This is a genomic window from Rhizobium indigoferae, assembly GCF_034554815.1.
Taxonomy (GTDB): domain Bacteria; phylum Pseudomonadota; class Alphaproteobacteria; order Rhizobiales; family Rhizobiaceae; genus Rhizobium; species Rhizobium leguminosarum.
In genome coordinates, this window is sequence record NZ_CP140635.1 from 408,401 (window position 1) to 429,275 (window position 20,875).

Genomic DNA, 20,875 nt, shown 5'->3' on the forward strand with positions numbered 1-20,875 from the left:
AAGGTTAACGTCTTGTGCACCGCACAATAATTGTTGCAATGCACAATGAAATGTCTTATATAAGCATCATCCAACAAACGCAGGCAGCGGCTGCCTCAACCCAAAGGATGCGACCCATGGCTACCATAAAGACCGACGACGTTTTTTCAATCGCTTCTTTCGACCCGTCCAAGTTCACGGAATCTTTCCGTGAGTTCGCCGAAAAGGGCGCTCAGCAGTCGAAGGATGCCTATGCCAAGCTGAAGACCGCTGGCGAGGAAGCCGGCAAGACGCTCGAAGCCACCGTTCAGACGGCACAGGCCGGCTCGGTCGAGATCGGCCTGAAGGCGATCGACATCCTGCGCGTCAATTCCGAGAACTCGCTGTCGCACTTCGAAGCGCTGCTCGGCGTCAAGTCGCCGGCCGAATTCTTCGAATTGCAGACCTCGTTCATCCGCAAGCAGGCCGAACTCACCGTCGAGCAGGCGAAGTCGATCCAGGAAACCACCAAGCAGGTGGCCGAGAAGCTCGCAAAGCCCTCCAAGGACGCCGCCGAAAAGGCCATGGCTTCCTTCAAGGTTGCCTGATCGGTTTTTACCGATCGAGATAAAAGGCTGGACCTCGCGTCCAGCCTTTTTGTATATTGGCGAGGAATGGGGCTTGAATTCGTCGCCAAGTCCTCGTATGTGACCCCCGTCGCGCCAAGCGCGATTTATGCGGTTGTAGCTCAGTTGGTTAGAGCGCAGGTTTGTGGCACCTGAGGTCGGAGGTTCGAGACCCCCCAACCGTACCATCTCCCACTTGTCCATATCGAAGACATAGGTAACAGAGCGTCCCTAAGACATAGGTGACAACCTCGTGGCGAACGGGTTGCCGATCGGTCGCAAAGTCCTTTGCTCGACCCGCAGGCCGACATCGCCGGCCACGCGCTTGACCAGCAGTTCTCTGATCTTCCTGGCAGCCCAATGCGGCTTCTTTTGCGAGATGCTCATCGCCTCGACCGGTTCACGGAGTGGTTGGCGCAATGCTTCGGCCGTCGCGACCAATCCGCCACGGCCTCCAGGCCGTCATCTTTGTAGCAATTGAAAATTTTTTAGCCGGTCGTGCCGAGATGCCGAATTACGTCAACCGCATGACCGCGAATCTCGTTTGATTACGTCGCTGCCAACTATTCCTTTAAGGACCTCCAGGTGCCCTTCGCAAACCGTCTTGACCAGTTCGAGCAGTAATGCAGTTTGTTCAGCGAGCCAGCCAAGCGCTTCCTCGCTAATTTCGAAATGTTTCGAATAGCGCGCCTTCACGTATGCCTCGTTTAACGTATTGAACCAGGCGCGTTCCTTGTGCTGATCACGCGGAAAGGCCTCGGCCAGGCGGCGGTCCTGTTCCTCGGCGAGTGAGCGCAGGAACTTGATGTTGTGCGATGGCGGGCCGTAATTGGTCAGAGTGAGCAGGATGCAGGAATAGGCTTGTTCGAGAGATTGATGAAGTTCGAAAGCAGCATTCTCTGCATACCCCCGATCTATCGCTAAGCGGCCCATTTCCAGGAAACGAGTTGCCGCTCGAAACCTTTGCTCAAAGTGCTCCTTCGCGACGCGGAGCCGATCCTCCATCGAAAGAGGCTCTGGCTCAGCCAGTTGCTCGTCATCCAGCTCATAGAGAACAATGCCTTCCTTGCGAATGTCCGAGAAAAAATACTGCCCTTCCTTGAGGTAGGTGTTCACCTCACGCCTGGAATGGACAATGAAGCTCACCGGTGTTTCGATCGACTTATCGTGGATCAGCCGGTCAGCCGCCTTGTGCCAATATTCGGCGAACTCGCAGAGCTTGCGATTGTTGACGATGATCAGCAGATCGAAATCGGAGCGATACCCCTTCATGGTGAAGGGTTCATCGACCCATCCGCCCTTGGCGTAGGAGCCGAAGAGGAGAATCTTCAGGATCCTGCCGCGCTTTTTGAAATCGGCGGTGCCTTCTTTCAGCGCATCTTCGAATTCCTCGTGGAGGATTTCGAGGACGCGGCCGAGTTCTCGCTGCTTGCGAAGCGGCATATGTTCAAGCGACGATTTCATGAGCAATCGATAGGCGAAAGATCCAATATCGTCCACTGGCAAATTTAGCACCGCTCAACTCCAGCTTTGTCCTTGTGTCTCATCCGGTTGCCAACCAACGCTCGAGATTGATGAAAAACGTCAGCCGCTTAGGGACAAGTATCGTCTGATTGCGGCGTAGTCGGAACGCCGTGCACAGCCCGAACAAAGCGTGAATTAAGTTTTCGATTATACTATCTTGAATAAATCAGTTAAATCGCTTATTTGTCGCAACTGATAAGGACCCGGCGCAAAAACGTCGTTCGGCCTGACCATTGCAAGAGAGCGGCGTCGCTCGTTGGTGCACTGCTCCGAATATGCGAGGACAATCATGGCGATCATGTTCGTCAGAGCGCAGGTGATCAGCAGGGGAGCGGGACGCAACATCGTCTCGGCCGCCGCCTATCGTCATCGCACGAGGATGATGGACGAACAGGCCGGTACGTCGTTCAGCTTTCGCGGCGGGGCTTCCGAACTGGTGCACGAGGAACTGGCCCTACCGGATCAGACGCCGGCCTGGCTGCGGTCGGCGGTCGAGGGGCGTTCCGTCGCTGGTGCCAGTGAAGCGCTGTGGAATGCTGTTGAAGCTTTCGAGAAACAGGCAAACGCGCGGCTGGCGCGCGAGTTGATCATCGCGTTGCCGGAAGAGCTGACGCGGGCCGAGAACATCGCGCTGGTGCGCGAGTTCGTCCGTGATAACTTTACGTCCGAGCGAATGGTCGCCGATTGGGTTTATCACGACAAAGACGGCAATCCGCATATCCATCTGTTAACGACCGTGAGACCGCTGACGGAGGAGGGGTTCGGGCCGAAAAACGCTCCTGTTTTGGGAGAGAATGGCGAGCCATTGCGTTTTGTCACGGCCAGGCGGCCCACTGGTCGGATTGTCTATAAGTCCTGGGGCGGCGACAAGGAAACCATGAAGGGATGGAAGATCGCCTGGGCGGAGACGGCCAGCCGGCACCTGGCGCTTGCCGGTCACGAGATCCGGCTCGATGGCCGCTCCTATGCCGAACAGGGCCTTGATGGCATCGCGCAGAAGCACCTCGGACCGGAGAAGGCAGCACTCTCCCGCAGGGACGCGGAGATGTATTTTGCTCCGGCCGACCTTGCCCGTCGCCAGAAGATGGCCGACCGGCTGCTTGCCGATCCTGCGCTCCTGCTGAAGCAGTTGAGCAATGAACGCTCCACCTTCGATGAGCGCGATATCGCCAAGGCGCTGCATCGCACTGTCGACGATCCCGCGGACTTCGCCAATATCCGCGCGCGCCTGATGGCATCGGACGATCTCATCATGCTGAAGCCGCAGCAGATCGATGCCGAAACGGGAAAGGCGAGCGAACCTGCCGTCTTCACCACGCGGGAGATGCTGCGCATCGAATATGACATGGGGCGGTCGGCGCGGGTTTTGGCGAAGCGCCGCGGTTTTGCCGTTTCCGATCGGGTGGTTGCCGCCGCGATCAGGCAGGTCGAAACGCAGGATCCGGAAAACTCCTTCCGGCTCGATCCGGAACAGGTCGACGCCATCCACCATATCACCCGCGACAAAGGTATCGCCGCCGTGGTCGGCCTTGCCGGCGCCGGCAAGTCGACCTTGCTTGCCGCCGCCCGCGTCGCCTGGGAAAGTGGTGGCCGCCGGGTGATCGGTGCTGCCCTTGCCGGGAAAGCAGCCGAAGGGCTGGAAGACAGTTCCGGCATCAGGTCGCGGACACTCGCCGTCTGGGAACTCGCCTGGGCCAGCGGACGCGAACTGCTCGAACGCGGCAATGTGCTTGTCATCGACGAGGCCGGCATGGTGTCGTCGCAGCAGATGGCCCGCGTGCTTGACATCGCCGAGCAAGCCGAGGTGAAGGTCGTGCTGGTTGGTGACGCGATGCAGCTGCAGCCGATCCAGGCGGGGGCGGCGTTCCGGGCGATCACTGAACGGATCGGTTTTGCCGAACTTGCCGGCGTGCGCCGCCAGCGCCAGCCATGGGCGCGCGAGGCGTCACGACTTTTTGCGCGCGGCGAGGTCGAACAAGGCCTCGACGCTTATGCCCGACATGGCCACCTGATCGAGGCAGGGACACGGGACGACGTCATCGCGCGGATTGTTGGCGACTGGACGGAGGCACGCCGACAGGCGATCCGGAACTCAACCACGGCCGGCAATGACGGTCGTCTTCGCGGTGACGAGCTTCTGGTGCTCGCCCACACCAACGAGGACGTAAAGCGTCTGAACGAGGCGCTGCGATCGGTGATGACAGGCGAGGGTGCGCTCAGTGAGAACCGTGCCTTCCGGACCGAACGTGGTGCGCGGGACTTCGCTATCGGTGACCGCATCATCTTCCTGGAGAATGCCCGCTTCGTTGAACCGCGCGCAAGTCGTCTCGGCCCGCAACATGTGAAGAACGGCATGCTCGGCACGGTCGTTTCCACCGGCGACAAACGTGGCGACGCAGTGCTTTCGGTCCGTCTCGACAGTGGCCGCGATGTCGTCATCAGCGAGAGCAGCTATCGCAATGTCGATCATGGCTACGCCGCGACCATTCACAAGTCTCAAGGCGCCACGGTCGAGCGAACCTTCGTGCTCGCCACCGGCATGATGGACCAGCACCTGACCTATGTGTCGATGACGAGACACAGAGACCGCGTCGATCTCTATGCGGCGAAGGACGATTTTGAAGCAAAGCCGAAATGGGGCAGGAAACCACGTGTCGATCATGCCGCCGGCGTCACCGGCGCGCTCGTGGAAACAGGACAAGCCAAGTTCCGGCCGAATGACGAGGATGCCGACGACAGTCCCTATGCCGATGTCAGGACGGATGACGGCACCCTCCATCGTCTATGGGGCGTCAGCCTGCCGAAGGCGCTCGAGGACGGTGGCGTCTCAGAAGGCGATACCGTCACGCTGCGCAAGGACGGCGTCGAGCGGGTGACGATCAAGGTTGCGATCGTCGACGAGCAAACCGGCCAGAAGCGGTTCGAGGAAAGAGAGGTCGACCGCAACGTCTGGACAGCCAGGCGGATCGAAACCGCCGCAGAACGTCAGCAACGCATCGAGCGGGAAAGCCATCGACCGGACCTGTTCAAGCAACTGGTAGAGCGCCTGTCGCGTTCCGGCGCCAAGACGACGACGCTCGATTTTGAAAGCGAGGCCGGTTATCGCGCCCAGGCGCAAGACTTCGCGCGCCGCCGTGGTCTCGATCACCTTTCGCTTGCCGCAGCCGGGGTGGAGGAAAGCCTTTCCCGGCGGTGGGCCGGGATTGCCGAGAAGCGCGAGCAGCTGGCGAAGCTGTGGGAGCGGGCAAGCGTTGCGCTGGGCTTCACGATCGAGCGGGAACGGCGCATCGCCTACAACGAGGAACGGGCTGAACCCCAAACCGTCTTGGAGGCGGATGTTGCTCGCGGCCGATATCTGATTCCACCCACCACAGTCTTCACCAGCAGCGTGGAGGAAGATGGGCGGCTGGCACAACTTTCGTCGCCTGCCTGGAAGGAACGGGAAGCCATCCTCCGGCCGCTGTTGGAGAAGATCTATCGTGACCCGGATGCAGCTCTTGTCGCCCTGAACGCGCTTTCATCGGATACAAGCGTCGATCCGCGCAGGCTTGCCGATGATCTTGCCAAAGCACCCGAGCGGCTCGGCCGCCTGCGGGGTTCCGACCTGATCGTCGATGGTCGTGCGGCACGCGACGAACGAAATGCCGCGATCACTGCCTTGACGGACTTGCTGCCGCTCGTCCGCGCCCATGCCACCCAGTTCCGCCGGAATGCCGAACGCTTCGAAAGCCACGAGCAGCAACGCCGCGCCCAAATGGCATTGTCGATCCCGGCGCTCTCCGAAAAGGCGATGGCACGTCTTACCGAGATCGAGGCGGTGCGCAGGCAAGGTGGTGACGACGCCTACAAGGCCGCCTTTGCGCTTGCCGCCAAAGACCGCTCGATCGTCCAGGAGGTCAAGGCGGTCAGCGAGGCGCTGACCGCCCGCTTCGGCTGGCGCGCGTTTACCTCGAAGGCCGACGCGGTTGGCGAACGCAACATGGTCGAGCGTATGCCGGAGGACCTCGCCAGTATCAGAGGCGAGAAGCTGACCCGGCTGTTCGAGGCCGTGAAGCGCTTTGCCGACGAGCAGCATCTCGCCGAGCGACGGGATCGTTCGAAGAGTGTTGCCGGCGCCAGTGCCGATCAGGGGATGGAGACAGACAAGGAGAATGCCGCCGTGCTGCCCATGCTTGCCGCCGTCACCGAGTTCAAGACCCCGATCGACGAGGAGGCGAGGTCTCGTGCTCTGGCCACACCACTGTATCGCCACCAGCGCGCCGCGCTGGCGGCGGTGGCAATCGCGATCTGGCGCGATCCGGTCGGCGCCGTCGGCAAGATCGAAGATCTGCTTCAGAAAGGTTTTGCTGGCGAGCGCATCGCGGCCGCGGTGACCAACGATCCGGCCGCCTATGGCGCATTGCGCGGTTCCGATCGCCTGATGGACCGGATGCTGGCCGTCGGCCGGGAGCGGAAACAGGCGGTGCAGGCCGTGCCTGAAGCCGCCGCCCGTTTGCGATCGCTCGGTTCGGCCTACGTCAATGTGCTCGATGCCGAACGCCAGGCTATTGCCGAAGAGCGACGGCGCATGGCGGTTGCCATTCCTGCTCTGTCGACGGCGGCGGAAGACGTGCTCATGCGGCTGACAGCTGAGGCGAAGAACAACGGTCGCAAGCTGAGCGCATATGCCGCTATTCTCGATCCGGACATTCGCCGGGAGTTTGCCGGAGTCAGCACGGCGCTCGACGAGCGCTTCGGCCGTAGTGCCATCATTCGCGGCGAAAAGGATCTCATCAACCGTGTGCCACCAGCGCAGCGCAGCGCCTTCGAGGCGATGCAGGACAGGTTGAAGGTCCTGCAGCGGACGGTGCGCATGGAAAGCAGCGAACAGATCATCTCGGAACGGCGCCAGCGGGCTGTCAGTCGTGGCCGTGGCATCGGTGTGAATGGCATTTAAACGGATCTCACTGATGAATTTGGGAAGCGAAACCAAAAATACGGTTCCCTGACGTTTCGATGGAACCCGCACCATCTCGGGCCGTTCTCCAGTTGACGGGAGAATACGCATGTCGAAAACTCTTCTCTACGGTGCGACGAAGATCGACGAGACTAACAGCGCTTATGCGCCTGCCGAAAGTCTCGCCCAGTTTCAGTGGAAGAACCGCGTCTTCGTTGTTTTTGCCGACAGGGATAATTCCCGCGCCGCCCGGCAGGAAAATCACCTGCTGGCCGATCGCTCGGCGCTCGATGAGCGTGACCTGGTGGTGCTGAAGATTTCCGGTGCCGGCGTTCGACCACTCTTCGGTGCGGCTGACGGCCTCGACGGCGAAGCGATCCGCCGCGATCTCGAGGCGCCGGAGGTCGGCGAATTCGCCGCTTTCCTTCTCGGCAAGGACGGCACCGTGAAGCTCAAGGCCAGCGAGCCGATTACCGATGGCGAGCTCTTCGCCATTATCGACAGCATGCCGATGCGCGCTGCCGAATCGCTGAAGCCGGACAAATAGCCCCGAACATCGCGTAAATTGAAATCATCAAAGGGAGGCGGTCATGTCCGTGCCCAACGAACCCATTCCCGATCAGCCGCCAATGCCCGGGCCCGGCTGGAAGCCGGTGCCTCCGATCAAGGAGCCGGAGCCTGACCGGCTGCCTGACGAGGCGCCGGTTCCCAATCCCGACGAAAACGACGAACCGGCAAAACACGCTTTCGAGGCTTAAAGAAAGATGTGCCGTTCGGCGCTGACGAGTTCCTGCAGAAAATCGGCGACGCTCCTGACGCGCATGAGGTCGCGCGCCGTTTCGTGATAGGTCGTCCAGTAAGCGCGGCGGATCGAAACCTCCGGCAGGATGCGCTGGAGTTCCGGATACTGCCGGGCGATATAATCGTGCAGGATGCCGATGCCGGCGCCTGATCGTACCGCTTCCGTCTGCCCGATCGCCGTCGAAATTTCGAAGCTTGCATCCCAACTCCGCATCACCTCGCCGGAGAAATTCAGCGAGGCGGTGAAGATCAGGTCTTCGACGTAACCGATGCGCGGATGCGCCTTCAGCGCGTCGATATCGCCTGGCGTGCCCCGGGAGGCGAGGTAGTCGCGTGAGGCATAGAGACCGAGCGTGTAGTCGGTGAGCTTGGAGGAGACGAGCCGGCCTTGTTCGGGCCGCTCCAGCGTGATGGCGATATCCGCCTCGCGCTGCGACAGCGAGAAAGAGCGCGGCACCGGCACGAGCTGGATCTTCAGCTCCGGATGGCGCTCGATCAGTCTGCCCATGCGCGGCGCAAGAAAGGAAACGCCGAACCCATCAGGCGCGCCGACGCGCACAGTCCCGGCAATTGCCGTATCTGTATGGCCGAGGCTGGCCTGTGCTGCGAGCATTTCCGTTTCCATCCGCTCCGCGGATGCCAGGAACATTTCTCCTTCGGCCGTCAGCTCGCAGCCGTTTGTGCGACGGATGAAAAGCCGCGTCTTCAGCGCCTCTTCCAGCGAAGTCAGTCGACGTGAGAGCGTGGCGTGATTGAGCCCCAGCCGCTTCGAGGCGGCAAGGATCTGCCCGGTGCGGGCGACGGCTAGGAAAATCCGAACATCGTCCCAATTCATGGCTTGGCACGCATTGCAATCGGATCGACCTCGACAAGCGTCAGCGATGTGACCATCTGCGCCGTCTGGTTCTTGTACTTGAGGAAATGCGGTGTCCGCAGATGGGCCTCGTATGCTTCTTGGTCGGCGTAGACTTCAAGGATACGGATCCGGTTTGGGCTGTCCCTAATGGAAACAGCGCTCAGGGAAAGGACACCGTCTTCCAGCGCTAGGGATGCTTCGATTTCTTCCGTGAGCAAGGCGCGATAGGTTTCAAGCGTGTCCGGATCGATCTCCAGTTCCGCCATTCTGACGATGGGTTTCCGGCTCATCGGTTTGACCTCCCCCAGGGTTTGACTTGTCGGCGTTTGACTTGTTGGCGTGCAGTGCCAGTTTGGAAGTAGCCGCAGCGCCTGATGCGACGATAGGGCTATAATCTACGCACAACGGTTGCTTATATCATCGCATTGATTTGTGCAAATTGAAGTGCGAATGTCGGTCATCGAAAAACAGGAGGAACACCCATGCGTGAGATCGGTCATTTCATCGGCGGCAAGCAAGTTGCCGGCACCAGCGGCCGCGTGAGCAATGTCTACAATCCGGCGACAGGCGAAGTGCAGGCGACGGTCGCACTCGCAAGCGTCGAGGAACTGCGCGCCGCCGTCGAAAATGCCAAGGCTGCGCAGCCGAAATGGGCTGCCACCAACCCCCAGCGCCGCGCCCGCGTCTTCTTCAAATTTGTCGAACTCCTGAACAAGCACATGGACGAACTTGCCGAAATCCTCTCCAAGGAGCACGGCAAGACGATCGAGGATGCCAAGGGCGACGTCATTCGCGGCCTCGAAGTCTGCGAATTCGTCTGCGGCATTCCCCATCTCGCCAAGGGCGAGTTCACCGAGGGCGCCGGGCCGGCGATCGACATGTATTCGATCCGCCAACCGGTCGGCATCGGCGCCGGCATCACCCCCTTCAATTTCCCCGGCATGATCCCGATGTGGATGTTTGCCCCGGCGATCGCCTGCGGCAACGCCTTTATCCTGAAGCCCTCCGAGCGTGATCCCTCCCTGCCGATCCGCCTAGCCGAACTGATGATCGAGGCCGGTCTGCCCGCCGGCATCCTCAACGTCGTCAATGGTGACAAGGGTGCGGTTGACGCAATTCTCACCGATCCTGATATCGGCGCCGTCTCCTTCGTCGGCTCGACGCCGATCGCCCGCTACGTCTATGGCACCGCGGCGATGAACGGCAAGCGCGCCCAATGCTTCGGCGGCGCCAAGAACCACATGATCATCATGCCGGATGCAGACCTGGACCAGGCCGTCAACGCGCTGATGGGCGCAGGCTACGGTTCGGCCGGCGAGCGCTGCATGGCGATCTCGGTTGCCGTCCCGGTCGGCGAGGAGACCGCCAACCGCCTCGTCGAGAAGCTGACGCCGAAGATCGAGTCCCTGCGCATCGGCCCCTATACCGACGACAAGGCCGACATGGGCCCGCTGGTCACCAGGGAAGCCTATACCCGTGTTCGCGGCCTGATCGACCGCGGCATCGAGGAAGGTGCCAAACTCGTCGTCGACGGCCGCGATTTCAAGCTCCAGGGTTATGAAGACGGCTATTTCGTCGGCGGCTGCCTGTTCGATCATGTCACGCCCGAGATGGATATCTACAAGACCGAGATCTTCGGACCTGTCCTTTCCGTCGTTCGCGCCGCGAACTACGAGGAAGCGCTGTCGCTGCCGATGAAGCACGAATATGGCAACGGCGTCGCCATCTACACCCGTGACGGCGATGCCGCCCGCGATTTCGCATCGCGCATCAATATCGGCATGATCGGCATCAACGTTCCGATTCCGGTTCCGCTCGCCTATCACTCCTTCGGCGGCTGGAAGGCCTCGAGCTTCGGCGACCTCAACCAGCATGGCACGGATTCGATCAAGTTCTGGACGAAGACCAAGACCGTCACTGCCCGCTGGCCCTCGGGCATCAAGAGCGGCGCTGAATTCGTCATGCCGACGATGAAGTGATCGTCACGACGTTCCGATCTGAAATCTGCAATTCGGGGGCCTTTTGGCTCCCGAATTCTTCCTCGTCATGCTGATTGCCGGCGATATCGGTCCGGCGTCGAGGATGTCCTGAGTCTGCTCGCCATCTCCTATTCCCCCAGTGCCGAGGTCAAATTGATGCGCAAGGCACGCCCGAGCGCGGGCGGGCCATCCTGGTGACGTCGGGATCCTGGAGCGGGATTGACGTCGCGGCAAATGGCCTCATAAGCTGAATGCGAATTTCATATTTTGGAATTGTTCAAAACTACCAAACCGCCTATATAGGTCTGAACAGGCACGAGTCAGGAGATCGGCATGCGGTTGACGAAGCAGACGAACTATGCGGTTCGCATGTTGATGTATTGTGCTGCCAACGATGGGCACTTGAGCCGGATTCCGGAAATCGCCAAGGCCTATGGCGTTTCCGAGCTCTTTCTTTTCAAGATCCTCCAGCCGCTGAACAAGGCGGGTCTGGTCGAAACCGTGCGCGGTCGCAATGGCGGTGTGCGCTTGGGCAAACCGGCCGCCGACATTAGTCTTTTCGACGTCGTTCGGGTGACGGAAGACAGTTTCGCCATGGCCGAATGCTTCGAGGATGACGGTGAGGTCGAATGCCCGCTGGTCGACAGTTGCGGTTTGAATTCGGCGCTGCGCAAGGCGCTCAACGCCTTCTTCGCCGTGCTGTCGGAATATTCCATCGACGACCTCGTCAAGGCGCGTCCGCAGATCAATTTCCTTCTCGGAATTACCGGCGAGCCGGCATATCGCAAACCCGCGATCGTTGCGCCCGCCGCCTGAATTAAAGGAGCTGAATATGCTTCTGAACCGCGGTTGCCCCGGCAACCGCGGTTTTTGTTTTTGCGGGGGTCTCTTTGGCCTCCGGAATGCTGGGAAATGCCGGTTGCATGTCGCGATGGGCGCGCTTTTATACCAAATGCGACAAAATTCCGGTCTTTTTTGTCTGAATATTTCCAAATGCGGCTGATTTTTGACTGAAAATTTCTAAAATTGTCCAGCTGGAAAATTTTTCTGCGTAGCCCGTTGCTTTCAGTAGATAAATATCGTTCCATCAACCGTCGATCGTGATGCCATTCTACGATCTCCAAACATCAAAAAAGAACAACCGGGAAACAATATTATGAAAAAGATCTCTGTCCTCCTGGCAGCGACGGCCTTGATTTCCGTCATGGCGACGTCGGCCTGGTCCAAGACCCTTGTTTATTGCTCCGAGGGCTCGCCGGAAGGCTTCGACCCGAGCCTCTATACGGCAGGCACGACCTTCGACGCGTCGTCGCGCACGGTCTATAGCCGTCTCGTCGAATTCAAGCATGGCGGCACCGAGATCGAGCCGGGCCTGGCCGACAGCTGGAGCGTTTCGGCCGACGGCAAGGAGTACACCTTCAAGCTGCATCCGGGCGTCAAGTACCAGACCACCGACTTCTTCACGCCGACGCGTGACTTCAATGCCGACGACGTCATCTTCTCGTTCGAGCGCCAGCTCAAGGCTGACAATCCGTGGAACAAGTATGTCGAGGGCGGCTCTTACGAATATGCTGCCGGCATGGGCTTCCCGGAGCTGATCAAGTCGGTCGAGAAGGTCGACGACCTCACCGTCAAGTTCACGCTCAACCATCCCGAAGCGCCGTTCCTCGCCGACCTCGCCATGGACTTCGCCTCGATTGTCTCCAAGGAATATGCCGACAAGCTCGCCGCCGACGGCAAGATGGCGCAGATGAACCAGCAGCCGCTCGGCACTGGCCCGTTCACCTTCGTCGCCTACCAGCCGGATGCCGTTATCCGCTACAAGGCCAACGAAACCTATTTCAAGGGCAAGGAAAAGATCGACGATCTGGTTTTCGCGATCACCTCTGACGCTGCCGTGCGCGCCCAGAAGCTGAAGGCCGGCGAATGCCACCTCATTCCTTATCCGAACGCGGCTGACGTCGCCGAACTTAAGAAGGACGAGAACCTGACCGTGCTTGAGCAGGCCGGCCTGAACGTTTCGTATCTCGCTTACAACACCTTGATTGCTCCATTCGACAAGGCCGAAGTCCGCAAGGCGCTGAACATGGCGATCAACAAGCAGGCAATCGTCGATGCCGTCTTCCAGGGGGCCGCGGCCGTTGCCAAGAACCCGATCCCGCCGACGATGTGGTCCTATAACGACGCCGTCGTAGACGACAAGTACGATCCCGATGCGTCGAAGAAGATGCTGGCAGATGCCGGCGTCAAGGATCTGAAGATGAAGATCTGGGCGATGCCGGTTTCACGTCCGTACATGTTGAACGCGCGTCGCGCCGCCGAATTGATGCAGGCCGACTTGGCCAAGGTCGGCGTCGATGCGGAAATCGTTACCCATGAATGGGCCGAATATCTGAAGCTTTCGTCCGACAAGAATCGCGACGGTGCCGTCATCCTCGGCTGGACCGGCGACAACGGCGATCCAGACAATTTCATGGATACGTTGCTTGGCTGCGACGCTGTCGGCGGCAACAACCGCGCTCAGTGGTGCAACAAGGAGTTCGACGATCTGATGACGAAGGCCAAGCAGACGGCCGACGTCGCCGAGCGCACCAAGGCTTATGAGCAGGCGCAGCTGATCTTCAAGAAGGAAGCTCCCTGGAATACGCTTGACCACTCGTTGGTCTTTGTTCCGATGAGCAAGAAGGTCTCGGGCTTCTTCATGGATCCGCTAGGCATCCACCGTTTCGACGGCGTGGACATTTCCGAATAATAAAAAATCTGTAAACTACCCGGTTAACGCCGGGTGCGGCCGGCGGTCAGGTTCCCCTGACCGCCGGAAACTATTGGAAAACCTGCTATGTTGCGTTTTTTCATCGGCCGCTTCGCGGTGCTGATCCCGACGTTTCTCGGCGTTTCACTCATTGCCTTCTCGTTCATCCGCCTAATTCCCGGTGATCCGGTCATGCTTCTGTCGGGGGAACGTGTCATGGCGCCGGAACGTCACGCCCAGATCATGCACGATCTCGGCTTCGACCGGCCCATATATATGCAATATTTCGATTATATCGTAAAAGTGTTGCACGGCGATCTCGGCACCTCGATCGTCACCAAGCGGCCCGTTCTCGGTGAGTTCTTCACGTTGTTCCCGGCAACGCTGGAACTTTCGCTCTGTGCCATCATCATCGCGGTCTGTCTTGGCGTGCCCGCCGGCGTCTTTGCGGCCGTCAAGCGAGGCACGTGGTTCGATCAGAGCGTGATGGGTGTTGCCCTCATCGGTTATTCCATGCCGATCTTCTGGTGGGGCTTGCTGCTTATCATCTTCTTCTCCGGCTATCTCGGCTGGACACCGGTTTCCGGCCGCATCTCGCTGATGTATTTCTTCAAGCCGGTCACCGGCTTCATGCTGATCGACAGCCTGCTGTCGGGCCAAAAGGGCGCCTTCGCATCGGCGGTCAGCTACCTCATTCTGCCGACCATCGTACTGGCGACCATTCCGCTCGCCGTCATCGCCCGCCAGACGCGTTCGGCGATGCTCGAGGTTCTGGGTGAGGATTATGTCCGTACGGCACGCTCGAAGGGCCTGAAGCCGTTGCGCGTCGTCGGCGTGCATGCGCTGCGCAATGCGATGATCCCGGTCATCACCACGATCGGTCTGCAGATCGGTGTTCTTCTTGCCGGCGCCATCCTCACAGAGACGATTTTCTCCTGGCCGGGTATCGGCAAATGGATGGTCGATTCGGTCTTCAAGCGCGACTACGCCGTGGTCCAGGGCGGTCTTCTGCTGATCGCCGGCGTCATCATGCTGGTCAATCTGATTGTTGATGTTCTCTACGGCTTCATCAATCCGCGCATTCGTCACTAGGAGCGGTCCATGAGCACGGTCACCGTCAAAATCGGCCAACCATCCGCTCTTGCGGAGTTCTGGCATTATTTCTCCCGCAACAAGGGCGCCGTCATCGGCCTGGTGGTTTTCATCATCATTCTGGTCGTCGCAGTCCTCGCGCCGCTCTTTGCGCCACATCAGCCGAACGAGCAGAACCGTGCGGTACTGCTGGCCGTGCCGTTCTGGATGGAGGGCGGCAGCGCCTCCTTCCCGCTTGGAACGGATGCCGTCGGCCGCGATATCCTTTCGCGCCTGATCTACGGCGCGCGGTTTTCGCTGTTCATCGGCGTCGTCGTCGTTACGCTTTCGGTCATTTCAGGCGTGCTGATCGGCCTCGTCGCCGGATTTTTCCGCGGCAAGATCGATACCGCGATCATGCGCCTGATGGATATCATCCTGGCCTTCCCGTCGCTGCTGCTGGCTCTGGTGCTGGTGGCCGTGCTCGGGCCAGGGCTTACCAATGCGATGATCGCGATTTCGCTGGTCAACCAGCCGCATTTCGTGCGGCTGACGCGCGCCTCGGTCATCTCAGAGCGTGAGAAGGAATATGTGATTGCCTCGCGTGTCGCCGGGGCCGGCACCTTCCGTTTGATGTTCAAGACGATCCTGCCGAACTGTCTGGGCCCCCTGATCGTTCAGGCGACGCTCGCCTTCTCGGCGGCGATCCTCGATGCCGCCGCCCTCGGCTTTCTCGGCATGGGCGCCCAGCCGCCGACACCCGAATGGGGGACGATGCTCGCCGAATCCCGTGAGTTCATTTCGCGCGCCTGGTGGGTGGTGACGTTTCCGGGTCTTGCCATCCTCATCACCGTTCTCGCCATCAACCTGATGGGCGACGGCCTGCGCGACGCGCTCGATCCCAAACTGAAGAGGTCGTGATGCCACTCCTCGAGATTGAAAATCTGACTGTCGAATTCCAGACCTCTTCCGGTCTCTTCCGCGCCGTCGACCGCGTATCGCTTGTCTGCGATAAGGGCGAGATCCTGTCGGTTGTCGGCGAATCCGGCTCGGGCAAATCCGTTGCCATGCTTGCCCTGATGGGGCTTTTGCCCTGGACGGCGAAGATCACCGCCGACCGCATGCAGTTCGACGGCAAGGATCTGCGCGGCATCTCCGCCCGCCAGCGCCGCAGGATCGTCGGCAAGGATATGGCGATGATCTTCCAGGAGCCGATGTCGAGCCTCAATCCGTGCTTCACGGTCGGCTTCCAGCTCGGTGAGACCTTGCGCTTTCATATGGGCCTCAACCGCAAGGAGCGCCGCCAACGCTCGATCGAGCTCTTGAACCTCGTCGGCATTCCGGCGCCGGAAGAGCGCCTGTCGAACTTCCCGCATCAGATGTCCGGCGGTATGAGCCAGCGCGTCATGATCGCCATGGCGCTCGCCTGCAATCCGAAGCTGCTCATCGCCGACGAGCCGACGACCGCGCTCGACGTGACGATCCAGGCACAGATCCTCGATCTGCTCGTTCGCCTGCAGAAGGAGCAGGGCATGGCGCTGGTGCTGATCACCCACGACATGGGCGTCGTTGCCGAAACCGCCGAACGTGTGCAGGTGCAATATGCTGGCCAGAAGGTCGAGGAGCAGCCGGTGAGGGCGCTGTTCCGCGATCCGCATCATCCCTATACCGCAGCCCTGCTCGCCGCTCTGCCGGAACGCGCCAAAGTCGGCCAGCGTCTTCCCTCTATCGCCGGTGTCGTTCCCGGCCAACATGGTCGCCCGACGGGCTGTCTCTTCGCGCCGCGCTGTGGCTTCGCCACGGTCGAATGCGAGCGCGGCGTTGTCCGCCAGGGGCCGGAGCTCGGACTGGCGCTCTGCAACTATCCTTTGAAGGACGCCAAGCCGCTCGGGCATCCCGGCATCATGGCCGTTGAAACTGCAGGAGACCTCGTATGACGGACGCCGTTCTCGAGGGCAGGGATCTCGCCCGCTTTTACACCGTCAACCGCGGCCTCTTCAAAGCCGATGCCACCGTCAAGGCGCTGAACGGCGTCAGCTTCAGCCTGCATTCCGGCAAGACGCTCGCCGTCGTCGGCGAATCCGGTTGCGGCAAGTCGACGCTCGCCCGCCTGGTCACCATGATCGAGGATCCGACATCAGGGCAGTTGCTGATCGACGGCAAGCCGGCCCATGTCGGTGACCGCAGCCTGCGCAGCCAGGTGCAGATCGTCTTCCAGAACCCCTACGGCTCGCTCAACCCGCGCCAGAAGGTCGGTTCGATCCTCGAAGAGCCGCTGAAGATCAACACCGATCTCAACGCCGCCGCCCGCCGCCGCAAGGTGGAGGAGATGATGGCCCGCGTCGGCCTGCGTTCGGAGCATTATGGCCGTTATCCCCATATGTTCTCAGGCGGCCAGCGCCAGCGCATCGCCATTGCCCGCGCCCTGATGCTGCGGCCGAAGGTACTGGTGCTCGACGAACCGGTTTCGGCGCTCGACCTTTCGATCCAGGCGCAGGTGCTGAACCTCCTGATGGACCTGCAGAAGGAGATGGGGCTTGCCTATCTCTTCATCTCGCACGGCCTGTCCGTCGTCCATCATATCGCCGACGAGGTGATGGTAATGTATCTCGGCCGTCCGGTGGAAACCGGTCCCGCCGCCGAGGTCTTCGCCAGGCCGCGCCATCCCTATACGGCAGCCTTGCTGTCGGCGACGCCGATCGCCGATCCCGATCGCGAAAAGACCCGCATTCGCCTGCAGGGCGAACTGCCTTCGCCGTTGAAGCCGCCGTCGGGTTGCCACTTCAATCCGCGCTGCTGGAAGGCGCAGGACCATTGCCGCCAGGTTTCTCCCGAATTAACTGGGGAAGGCACACATCAATATGCCTGTCATTTCCCGCTCGATTGAGCGGGAAGAAAAGCCCGAGGAGTAAACATGCCGGATGAGCAGATGAACAGGCCTCATGCGATCATCGTCATGGGGGTCAGCGGCTGCGGCAAATCCTCCGTCGGCGAGAAACTCGCCGAAGCCCTGCACCTGGCCTTCGTCGAAGGTGATGCGCTTCATCCGGCCGCCAATGTCGAGAAGATGTCGAAGGGCATTCCGCTGACCGATGAGGACCGGATGCCCTGGCTCGACCGGATCGGCGAAGACATGAAGGCCTCGCTGGAGAAAAGCGAGGGCATCATCGTCTCCTGCTCGGCGCTGAAGCGCATCTATCGCGACAGGCTGCGGGCTGCTGCCGGTGGCAATTTGTTCTTCGTCTATCTCGTAGGTTCCAGGGCGCTGCTGATGAAGCGTATGGGCGAGCGCAAGGGACATTTCATGCCGGTCTCGCTGCTCGACAGCCAGTTGGCGACGCTTGAGGTGCCCACAGGCGAGCCGGGCGTCGTCACTGTCGATATCGACGACACGATCGAAGGCATCGCGGCAACGGCGCTCGAAGGCCTTGCCGCGCTCGGCGTTACGGGTTGAAACGCTGCGGCGAATATGCCGCGATATCGATGAACGGCGTCTCGCCGGTGATGAGTTCGGCAAGCACGCGGCCGGTCACCGGCCCGAGTGTCAGCCCGTGATGAGCATGGCCGAAGGCAAACCACAGGCCCTGATGGCGCGGCGCCTTGCCGATAACAGGCATCATGTCGGGAGTGCAGGGCCGCGCCCCCATCCAGGGTTCGGGATCGAGCCTGCCTCCGAGCGGAAAGATCGTACGCGCCACGGCTTCGGCCCGGTCGAGCTGGACCGGCGTCTTCGGTGCGTCGAGCGTTGCAAACTCCGCCCCTGTCGTCAGGCGGATGCCGCGGTTCATCGGCGCAAGGAGATAGCCGCGTTCGGCATCGAGCGTCCAGTTGTTGAGCACGGCATTGCCCTCAGTAGCATAGTGCATGTGATAGCCGCGCTTGACGCCGAGCGGGAAAGAATAGCCGAGCCGGCGCGTTGCTACGGCCGCCCAGGGGCCGAGCGCCATCACCGCATCCTCTGCTTCGAGCGGACCTTCCCTGGTCATGATCTTCCAGCCGGAGCCGAACTGACCGAGCGAGGCGGCGTCACCCGTGACGAACCGGCCGCCGAGGCTTTCGAAATAGCGGCGATAAGCCGATGTCAGCGCATGCGGGTCGAGCACCGACCAGGGGTCGCGCCAGCGGATACCGCCGGCGAAATCGCCGGTTATATGAGGTTCCATGCGGGCGATATCGGCCGGAGTCAGGCTGTCATACTCCACGCCGAATTCATTCTGCCAAAGTGCTGCCTCCGCAAGAGCCCCGTCGCGCTTGGCTTCAGTGCGGAAAATCTTCATCCAGCCGTCCTTGCGGATCAGTCCTTCGGCCTGCGACGCCTCGATCAGGTCCTTGTGTTCGACAACCGAATTTGCGATCAGCGGCGCATAGGCCCGGGTGATGATGGCGTGGCGGCGGGCATTGGAATTCCACCAGTAGCGGGCGAGAAAGGCGACCTGGCTCGGGAGCGTGCGCAGGTGATAATGCGCGTCGATGCGGTTATTCAGCGCATAACGCAGCAAAAGCCCGAGCTGCTGGGGAAAGCCGTAAGGCGCGACACCTTCGCGCTGGATCAGGCCGGCATTGCCGAAGGAGGTTTCGTTGCCCGGATCCTTGCGGTCGATCAGCGTCACCTGCCGGCCGCGCCGCTGAAGATGGATGGCCGTGGAAACCCCGACGATGCCGGCGCCGAGCACGATTGCGTTCTTCGTCATTTCCCCTGCATTCCACTTTGTTTATCGGGGTGAAAATGCCCGTGCCGATACCGCGACGCAAACGGAAAATCGCATTCATTTCAAAATCATTGCGCTTTTCAGTGCGGCATTTTCAGCCTTCACGCGGACATGGAGGATAAGCGCGTTGAGAAGTGAAAAGACGATCGCGTAAAGCGGCAGGCCGAAGGCGAGGGGAAGGACGGCGATCTCGCCGACGACGATCGCATAGTTCGGATGGCGGAGGAGGCGATAGGGCCCGGAGCTGACGAGTGGCGCGCCGGGCAGGATGATGATGCGCGTCGTCCAGCGGCCTTTCAGCGTCGCCAGCACCCAGAGCCGCAGCGCCTGCAGCCCCATGAACACCAGAAACCAGAAGAGCGCGACCGGCCTGCCCGGTGCAAGCAGCCAGAGACCAATGATCCAGCCTGCATGTAGCGCCACCATGATGGGATAGTGCTCCGGCGCAACCTCTCTGGCGCCCCTGGCGAGAAGGGCGGCGGTGTTGCGCCGGGCGAGCACGAGTTCCGCCAGCCGCTGCAGCGTCACGAATGTCAAAAGCCCGATCGACGGCCACATCATGCCGCCCTCCGCAGCGTCACGCAGCTGGCCGAAAAGCCGGGCCCCATGGCGATCATCGCGGAGCGCGCCGGCAACCCGGCGCGGATTGCCCGCTCCAGCACGAACAGGATGGTTGGCGAGGACATGTTGCCGTATTCGGCCAGCACGGTACGCTCGTGATCCAACGTGCCCGGCGGTATCGAAAGCGCGCTCTCCATCGCGGCCAGCACCTTCATGCCGCCGGGATGGCAGATGAAGCGGTCGATATCGTCCACCCTCAGCCCGTTTCGCGCCAGAATGGCCGTTATCGCCGGGCCGAGCTCCTTTTCGGCAAACGGCGGCAGCGATTGCGCCAGCACGATACCGAAGCCGCCGTCATCGATCTTCCAGCCCATGATATCGAGCGTGTCGGGAAAGAGATGCTCGCCGGTCGATTCCACCTCCGCCAGTCCGTCTCCGCCTGATCGCAGCACGCAGGCGGCAGCGCCGTCGCCGAAAAGCGCCGTCGCAATGATGTTCGGTCGCGTCAGCTCGTCCAGCCGGAAGGCAAGCGTGCATAGCTCGATCGAGACGAAAAGCACAACAGTGCCCGGCCGGCTTCGCGCCAGCCGCGAGGCGATCGCAAAGCCTGATACGCCGGCCGCACAGCCGAGCCCGAAGACCGGCACGCGTTCGATATCGGGTCTGAAACCCATCCTGCGGCTAAGCTGCGCATCAAGGCTCGGTGTCGTAAAACCGGTGGAGGAGACGGTCACGACACAGTCGACATCGCCGGCCTCAAGCCCTGCCTGGCGAAGGGCAGAGGTGGCAGCCTCGACGAAAAGCCCGCCTGCCACCTCGGCAAAGGCCTGCATCCTGTCCTGCCAGCCATGTGGCTCGTCGAACCAGGAAAGCGGCCGCGCCGCATGGCGCTTTTCGATACCGGCGCTATCGAAGACGCGGGCAAGATGGCGGAAATCCTCGAAGCGGTCGGCAAACAACCGGGCCGAGGCTTCGACCGCCTGTTTTTGGAAAATGACATGTTCGGGTGTCGCAACGGCGAGGCTGACGAGTTTGACGGTATCGGTCACAGAATTCTCCTTGTCCCTCCGGCGGAACGAAGGAAAACACGCAGACGCCCAAA

Annotated in this window: 18 protein-coding genes, 1 tRNA gene and 1 pseudogene; 13 read left to right on the forward strand and 7 right to left on the reverse strand. The window is 60.8% G+C overall.

Annotation, left to right across the window (positions count from 1 at the left end; all coding sequences use genetic code 11):
- The first annotated feature begins 116 nt into the window (after positions 1-116).
- Complete coding sequence (locus U5G49_RS02045) at positions 117-566, forward strand: phasin (protein WP_018244864.1); 450 nt, start codon at positions 117-119, stop codon at positions 564-566.
- 129 nt (positions 567-695) lie between these two features.
- Positions 696-772, forward strand: a tRNA-His gene (locus U5G49_RS02050).
- A 118-nt stretch (positions 773-890) separates the two neighbouring features.
- On the opposite strand, the pseudogene U5G49_RS37305 reads toward U5G49_RS02050, so the two are convergent.
- Positions 891-1,072 (reverse strand): annotated as a pseudogene (locus U5G49_RS37305) (IS481 family transposase); the annotation flags it as partial.
- A 31-nt stretch (positions 1,073-1,103) separates the two neighbouring features.
- Positions 1,104-2,048 carry a nucleotidyltransferase and HEPN domain-containing protein gene (locus tag U5G49_RS02060; protein ID WP_210262440.1) on the reverse strand — a complete coding sequence of 315 codons (945 nt, stop codon included), beginning with the start codon at positions 2,046-2,048 and terminating at the stop codon, positions 1,104-1,106.
- A gap of 349 nt (positions 2,049-2,397) precedes the next feature.
- On the opposite strand from U5G49_RS02060, the gene traA reads away from it, so the two are divergent.
- The 3 genes from traA to U5G49_RS02075 all read left to right on the forward strand — a co-directional run bounded on the left by traA (position 2,398) and on the right by U5G49_RS02075 (position 7,802).
- Positions 2,398-7,044, forward strand: a complete 4,647-nt coding sequence (gene traA, locus U5G49_RS02065) for a Ti-type conjugative transfer relaxase TraA (RefSeq protein WP_322790905.1) — start codon at positions 2,398-2,400, stop codon at positions 7,042-7,044.
- 109 nt (positions 7,045-7,153) lie between these two features.
- Complete coding sequence (locus U5G49_RS02070; protein ID WP_128409056.1) at positions 7,154-7,591, forward strand: DUF4174 domain-containing protein; 438 nt, start codon at positions 7,154-7,156, stop codon at positions 7,589-7,591.
- A 43-nt stretch (positions 7,592-7,634) separates the two neighbouring features.
- Entirely contained in the window at positions 7,635-7,802 is a 168-nt protein-coding gene (locus U5G49_RS02075) for a hypothetical protein (RefSeq protein ID WP_164903171.1), read from the forward strand.
- On the opposite strand, the gene U5G49_RS02080 is transcribed toward U5G49_RS02075, so the two are convergent.
- Both U5G49_RS02080 and U5G49_RS02085 read right to left on the reverse strand, forming a co-directional pair.
- A complete protein-coding gene (locus U5G49_RS02080; protein WP_018445773.1) occupies positions 7,799-8,680 on the reverse strand; it encodes a LysR family transcriptional regulator in 882 nt (293 codons plus the stop codon). The genes U5G49_RS02075 and U5G49_RS02080 overlap by 4 nt on opposite strands.
- Positions 8,677-8,991 carry a putative quinol monooxygenase gene (locus tag U5G49_RS02085; RefSeq protein WP_018244870.1) on the reverse strand — a complete coding sequence of 105 codons (315 nt, stop codon included), beginning with the start codon at positions 8,989-8,991 and terminating at the stop codon, positions 8,677-8,679. Before U5G49_RS02085 ends, U5G49_RS02080 begins: the two co-directional genes overlap by 4 nt.
- A gap of 192 nt (positions 8,992-9,183) precedes the next feature.
- On the opposite strand from U5G49_RS02085, the gene U5G49_RS02090 reads away from it, so the two are divergent.
- The 8 genes from U5G49_RS02090 (at position 9,184) to U5G49_RS02125 (ending at position 17,957) form a co-directional block, all read left to right on the forward strand.
- Positions 9,184-10,680 carry a CoA-acylating methylmalonate-semialdehyde dehydrogenase gene (locus tag U5G49_RS02090; RefSeq protein WP_193445695.1) on the forward strand — a complete coding sequence of 499 codons (1,497 nt, stop codon included), beginning with the start codon at positions 9,184-9,186 and terminating at the stop codon, positions 10,678-10,680.
- Between the two features lie 333 nt (positions 10,681-11,013).
- Positions 11,014-11,496 carry an iron-responsive transcriptional regulator RirA gene (gene rirA, locus U5G49_RS02095; RefSeq protein WP_018244873.1) on the forward strand — a complete coding sequence of 161 codons (483 nt, stop codon included), beginning with the start codon at positions 11,014-11,016 and terminating at the stop codon, positions 11,494-11,496.
- A 340-nt stretch (positions 11,497-11,836) separates the two neighbouring features.
- Positions 11,837-13,432: an ABC transporter substrate-binding protein gene (locus U5G49_RS02100; RefSeq protein ID WP_018244874.1), complete on the forward strand. Its 1,596-nt coding sequence runs from the start codon at positions 11,837-11,839 to the stop codon at positions 13,430-13,432.
- Between the two features lie 87 nt (positions 13,433-13,519).
- The gene (locus tag U5G49_RS02105) at positions 13,520-14,524 is read left to right on the forward strand and encodes an ABC transporter permease subunit (protein ID WP_193445696.1); all 1,005 of its coding nucleotides are present in this window, start codon (positions 13,520-13,522) and stop codon (positions 14,522-14,524) included.
- A 9-nt stretch (positions 14,525-14,533) separates the two neighbouring features.
- Entirely contained in the window at positions 14,534-15,424 is an 891-nt protein-coding gene (locus tag U5G49_RS02110; protein ID WP_193445697.1) for an ABC transporter permease subunit, read from the forward strand.
- Positions 15,424-16,440, forward strand: a complete 1,017-nt coding sequence (locus U5G49_RS02115; RefSeq protein WP_193445698.1) for an ABC transporter ATP-binding protein — start codon at positions 15,424-15,426, stop codon at positions 16,438-16,440. The genes U5G49_RS02110 and U5G49_RS02115 overlap by 1 nt, the downstream gene beginning before the upstream one ends.
- Complete coding sequence (locus U5G49_RS02120) at positions 16,437-17,390, forward strand: peptide ABC transporter ATP-binding protein (protein WP_018445768.1); 954 nt, start codon at positions 16,437-16,439, stop codon at positions 17,388-17,390. Before U5G49_RS02115 ends, U5G49_RS02120 begins: the two co-directional genes overlap by 4 nt.
- 27 nt (positions 17,391-17,417) lie before the next feature.
- The gene (locus tag U5G49_RS02125) at positions 17,418-17,957 is read left to right on the forward strand and encodes a gluconokinase (protein WP_193445699.1); all 540 of its coding nucleotides are present in this window, start codon (positions 17,418-17,420) and stop codon (positions 17,955-17,957) included.
- Here U5G49_RS02125 and U5G49_RS02130 read toward each other — a convergent pair.
- From U5G49_RS02130 to U5G49_RS02140, 3 genes are all read right to left on the reverse strand, one after another.
- Positions 17,947-19,194: an NAD(P)/FAD-dependent oxidoreductase gene (locus U5G49_RS02130; protein ID WP_193445700.1), complete on the reverse strand. Its 1,248-nt coding sequence runs from the start codon at positions 19,192-19,194 to the stop codon at positions 17,947-17,949. The genes U5G49_RS02125 and U5G49_RS02130 overlap by 11 nt on opposite strands.
- A gap of 75 nt (positions 19,195-19,269) precedes the next feature.
- Entirely contained in the window at positions 19,270-19,773 is a 504-nt protein-coding gene (locus U5G49_RS02135; protein WP_193445701.1) for an isoprenylcysteine carboxyl methyltransferase family protein, read from the reverse strand.
- Entirely contained in the window at positions 19,770-20,822 is a 1,053-nt protein-coding gene (locus tag U5G49_RS02140) for a type III polyketide synthase (protein WP_193445702.1), read from the reverse strand. The genes U5G49_RS02135 and U5G49_RS02140 overlap by 4 nt, the downstream gene beginning before the upstream one ends.
- Between the last annotated feature and the right edge of the window lie 53 nt (positions 20,823-20,875).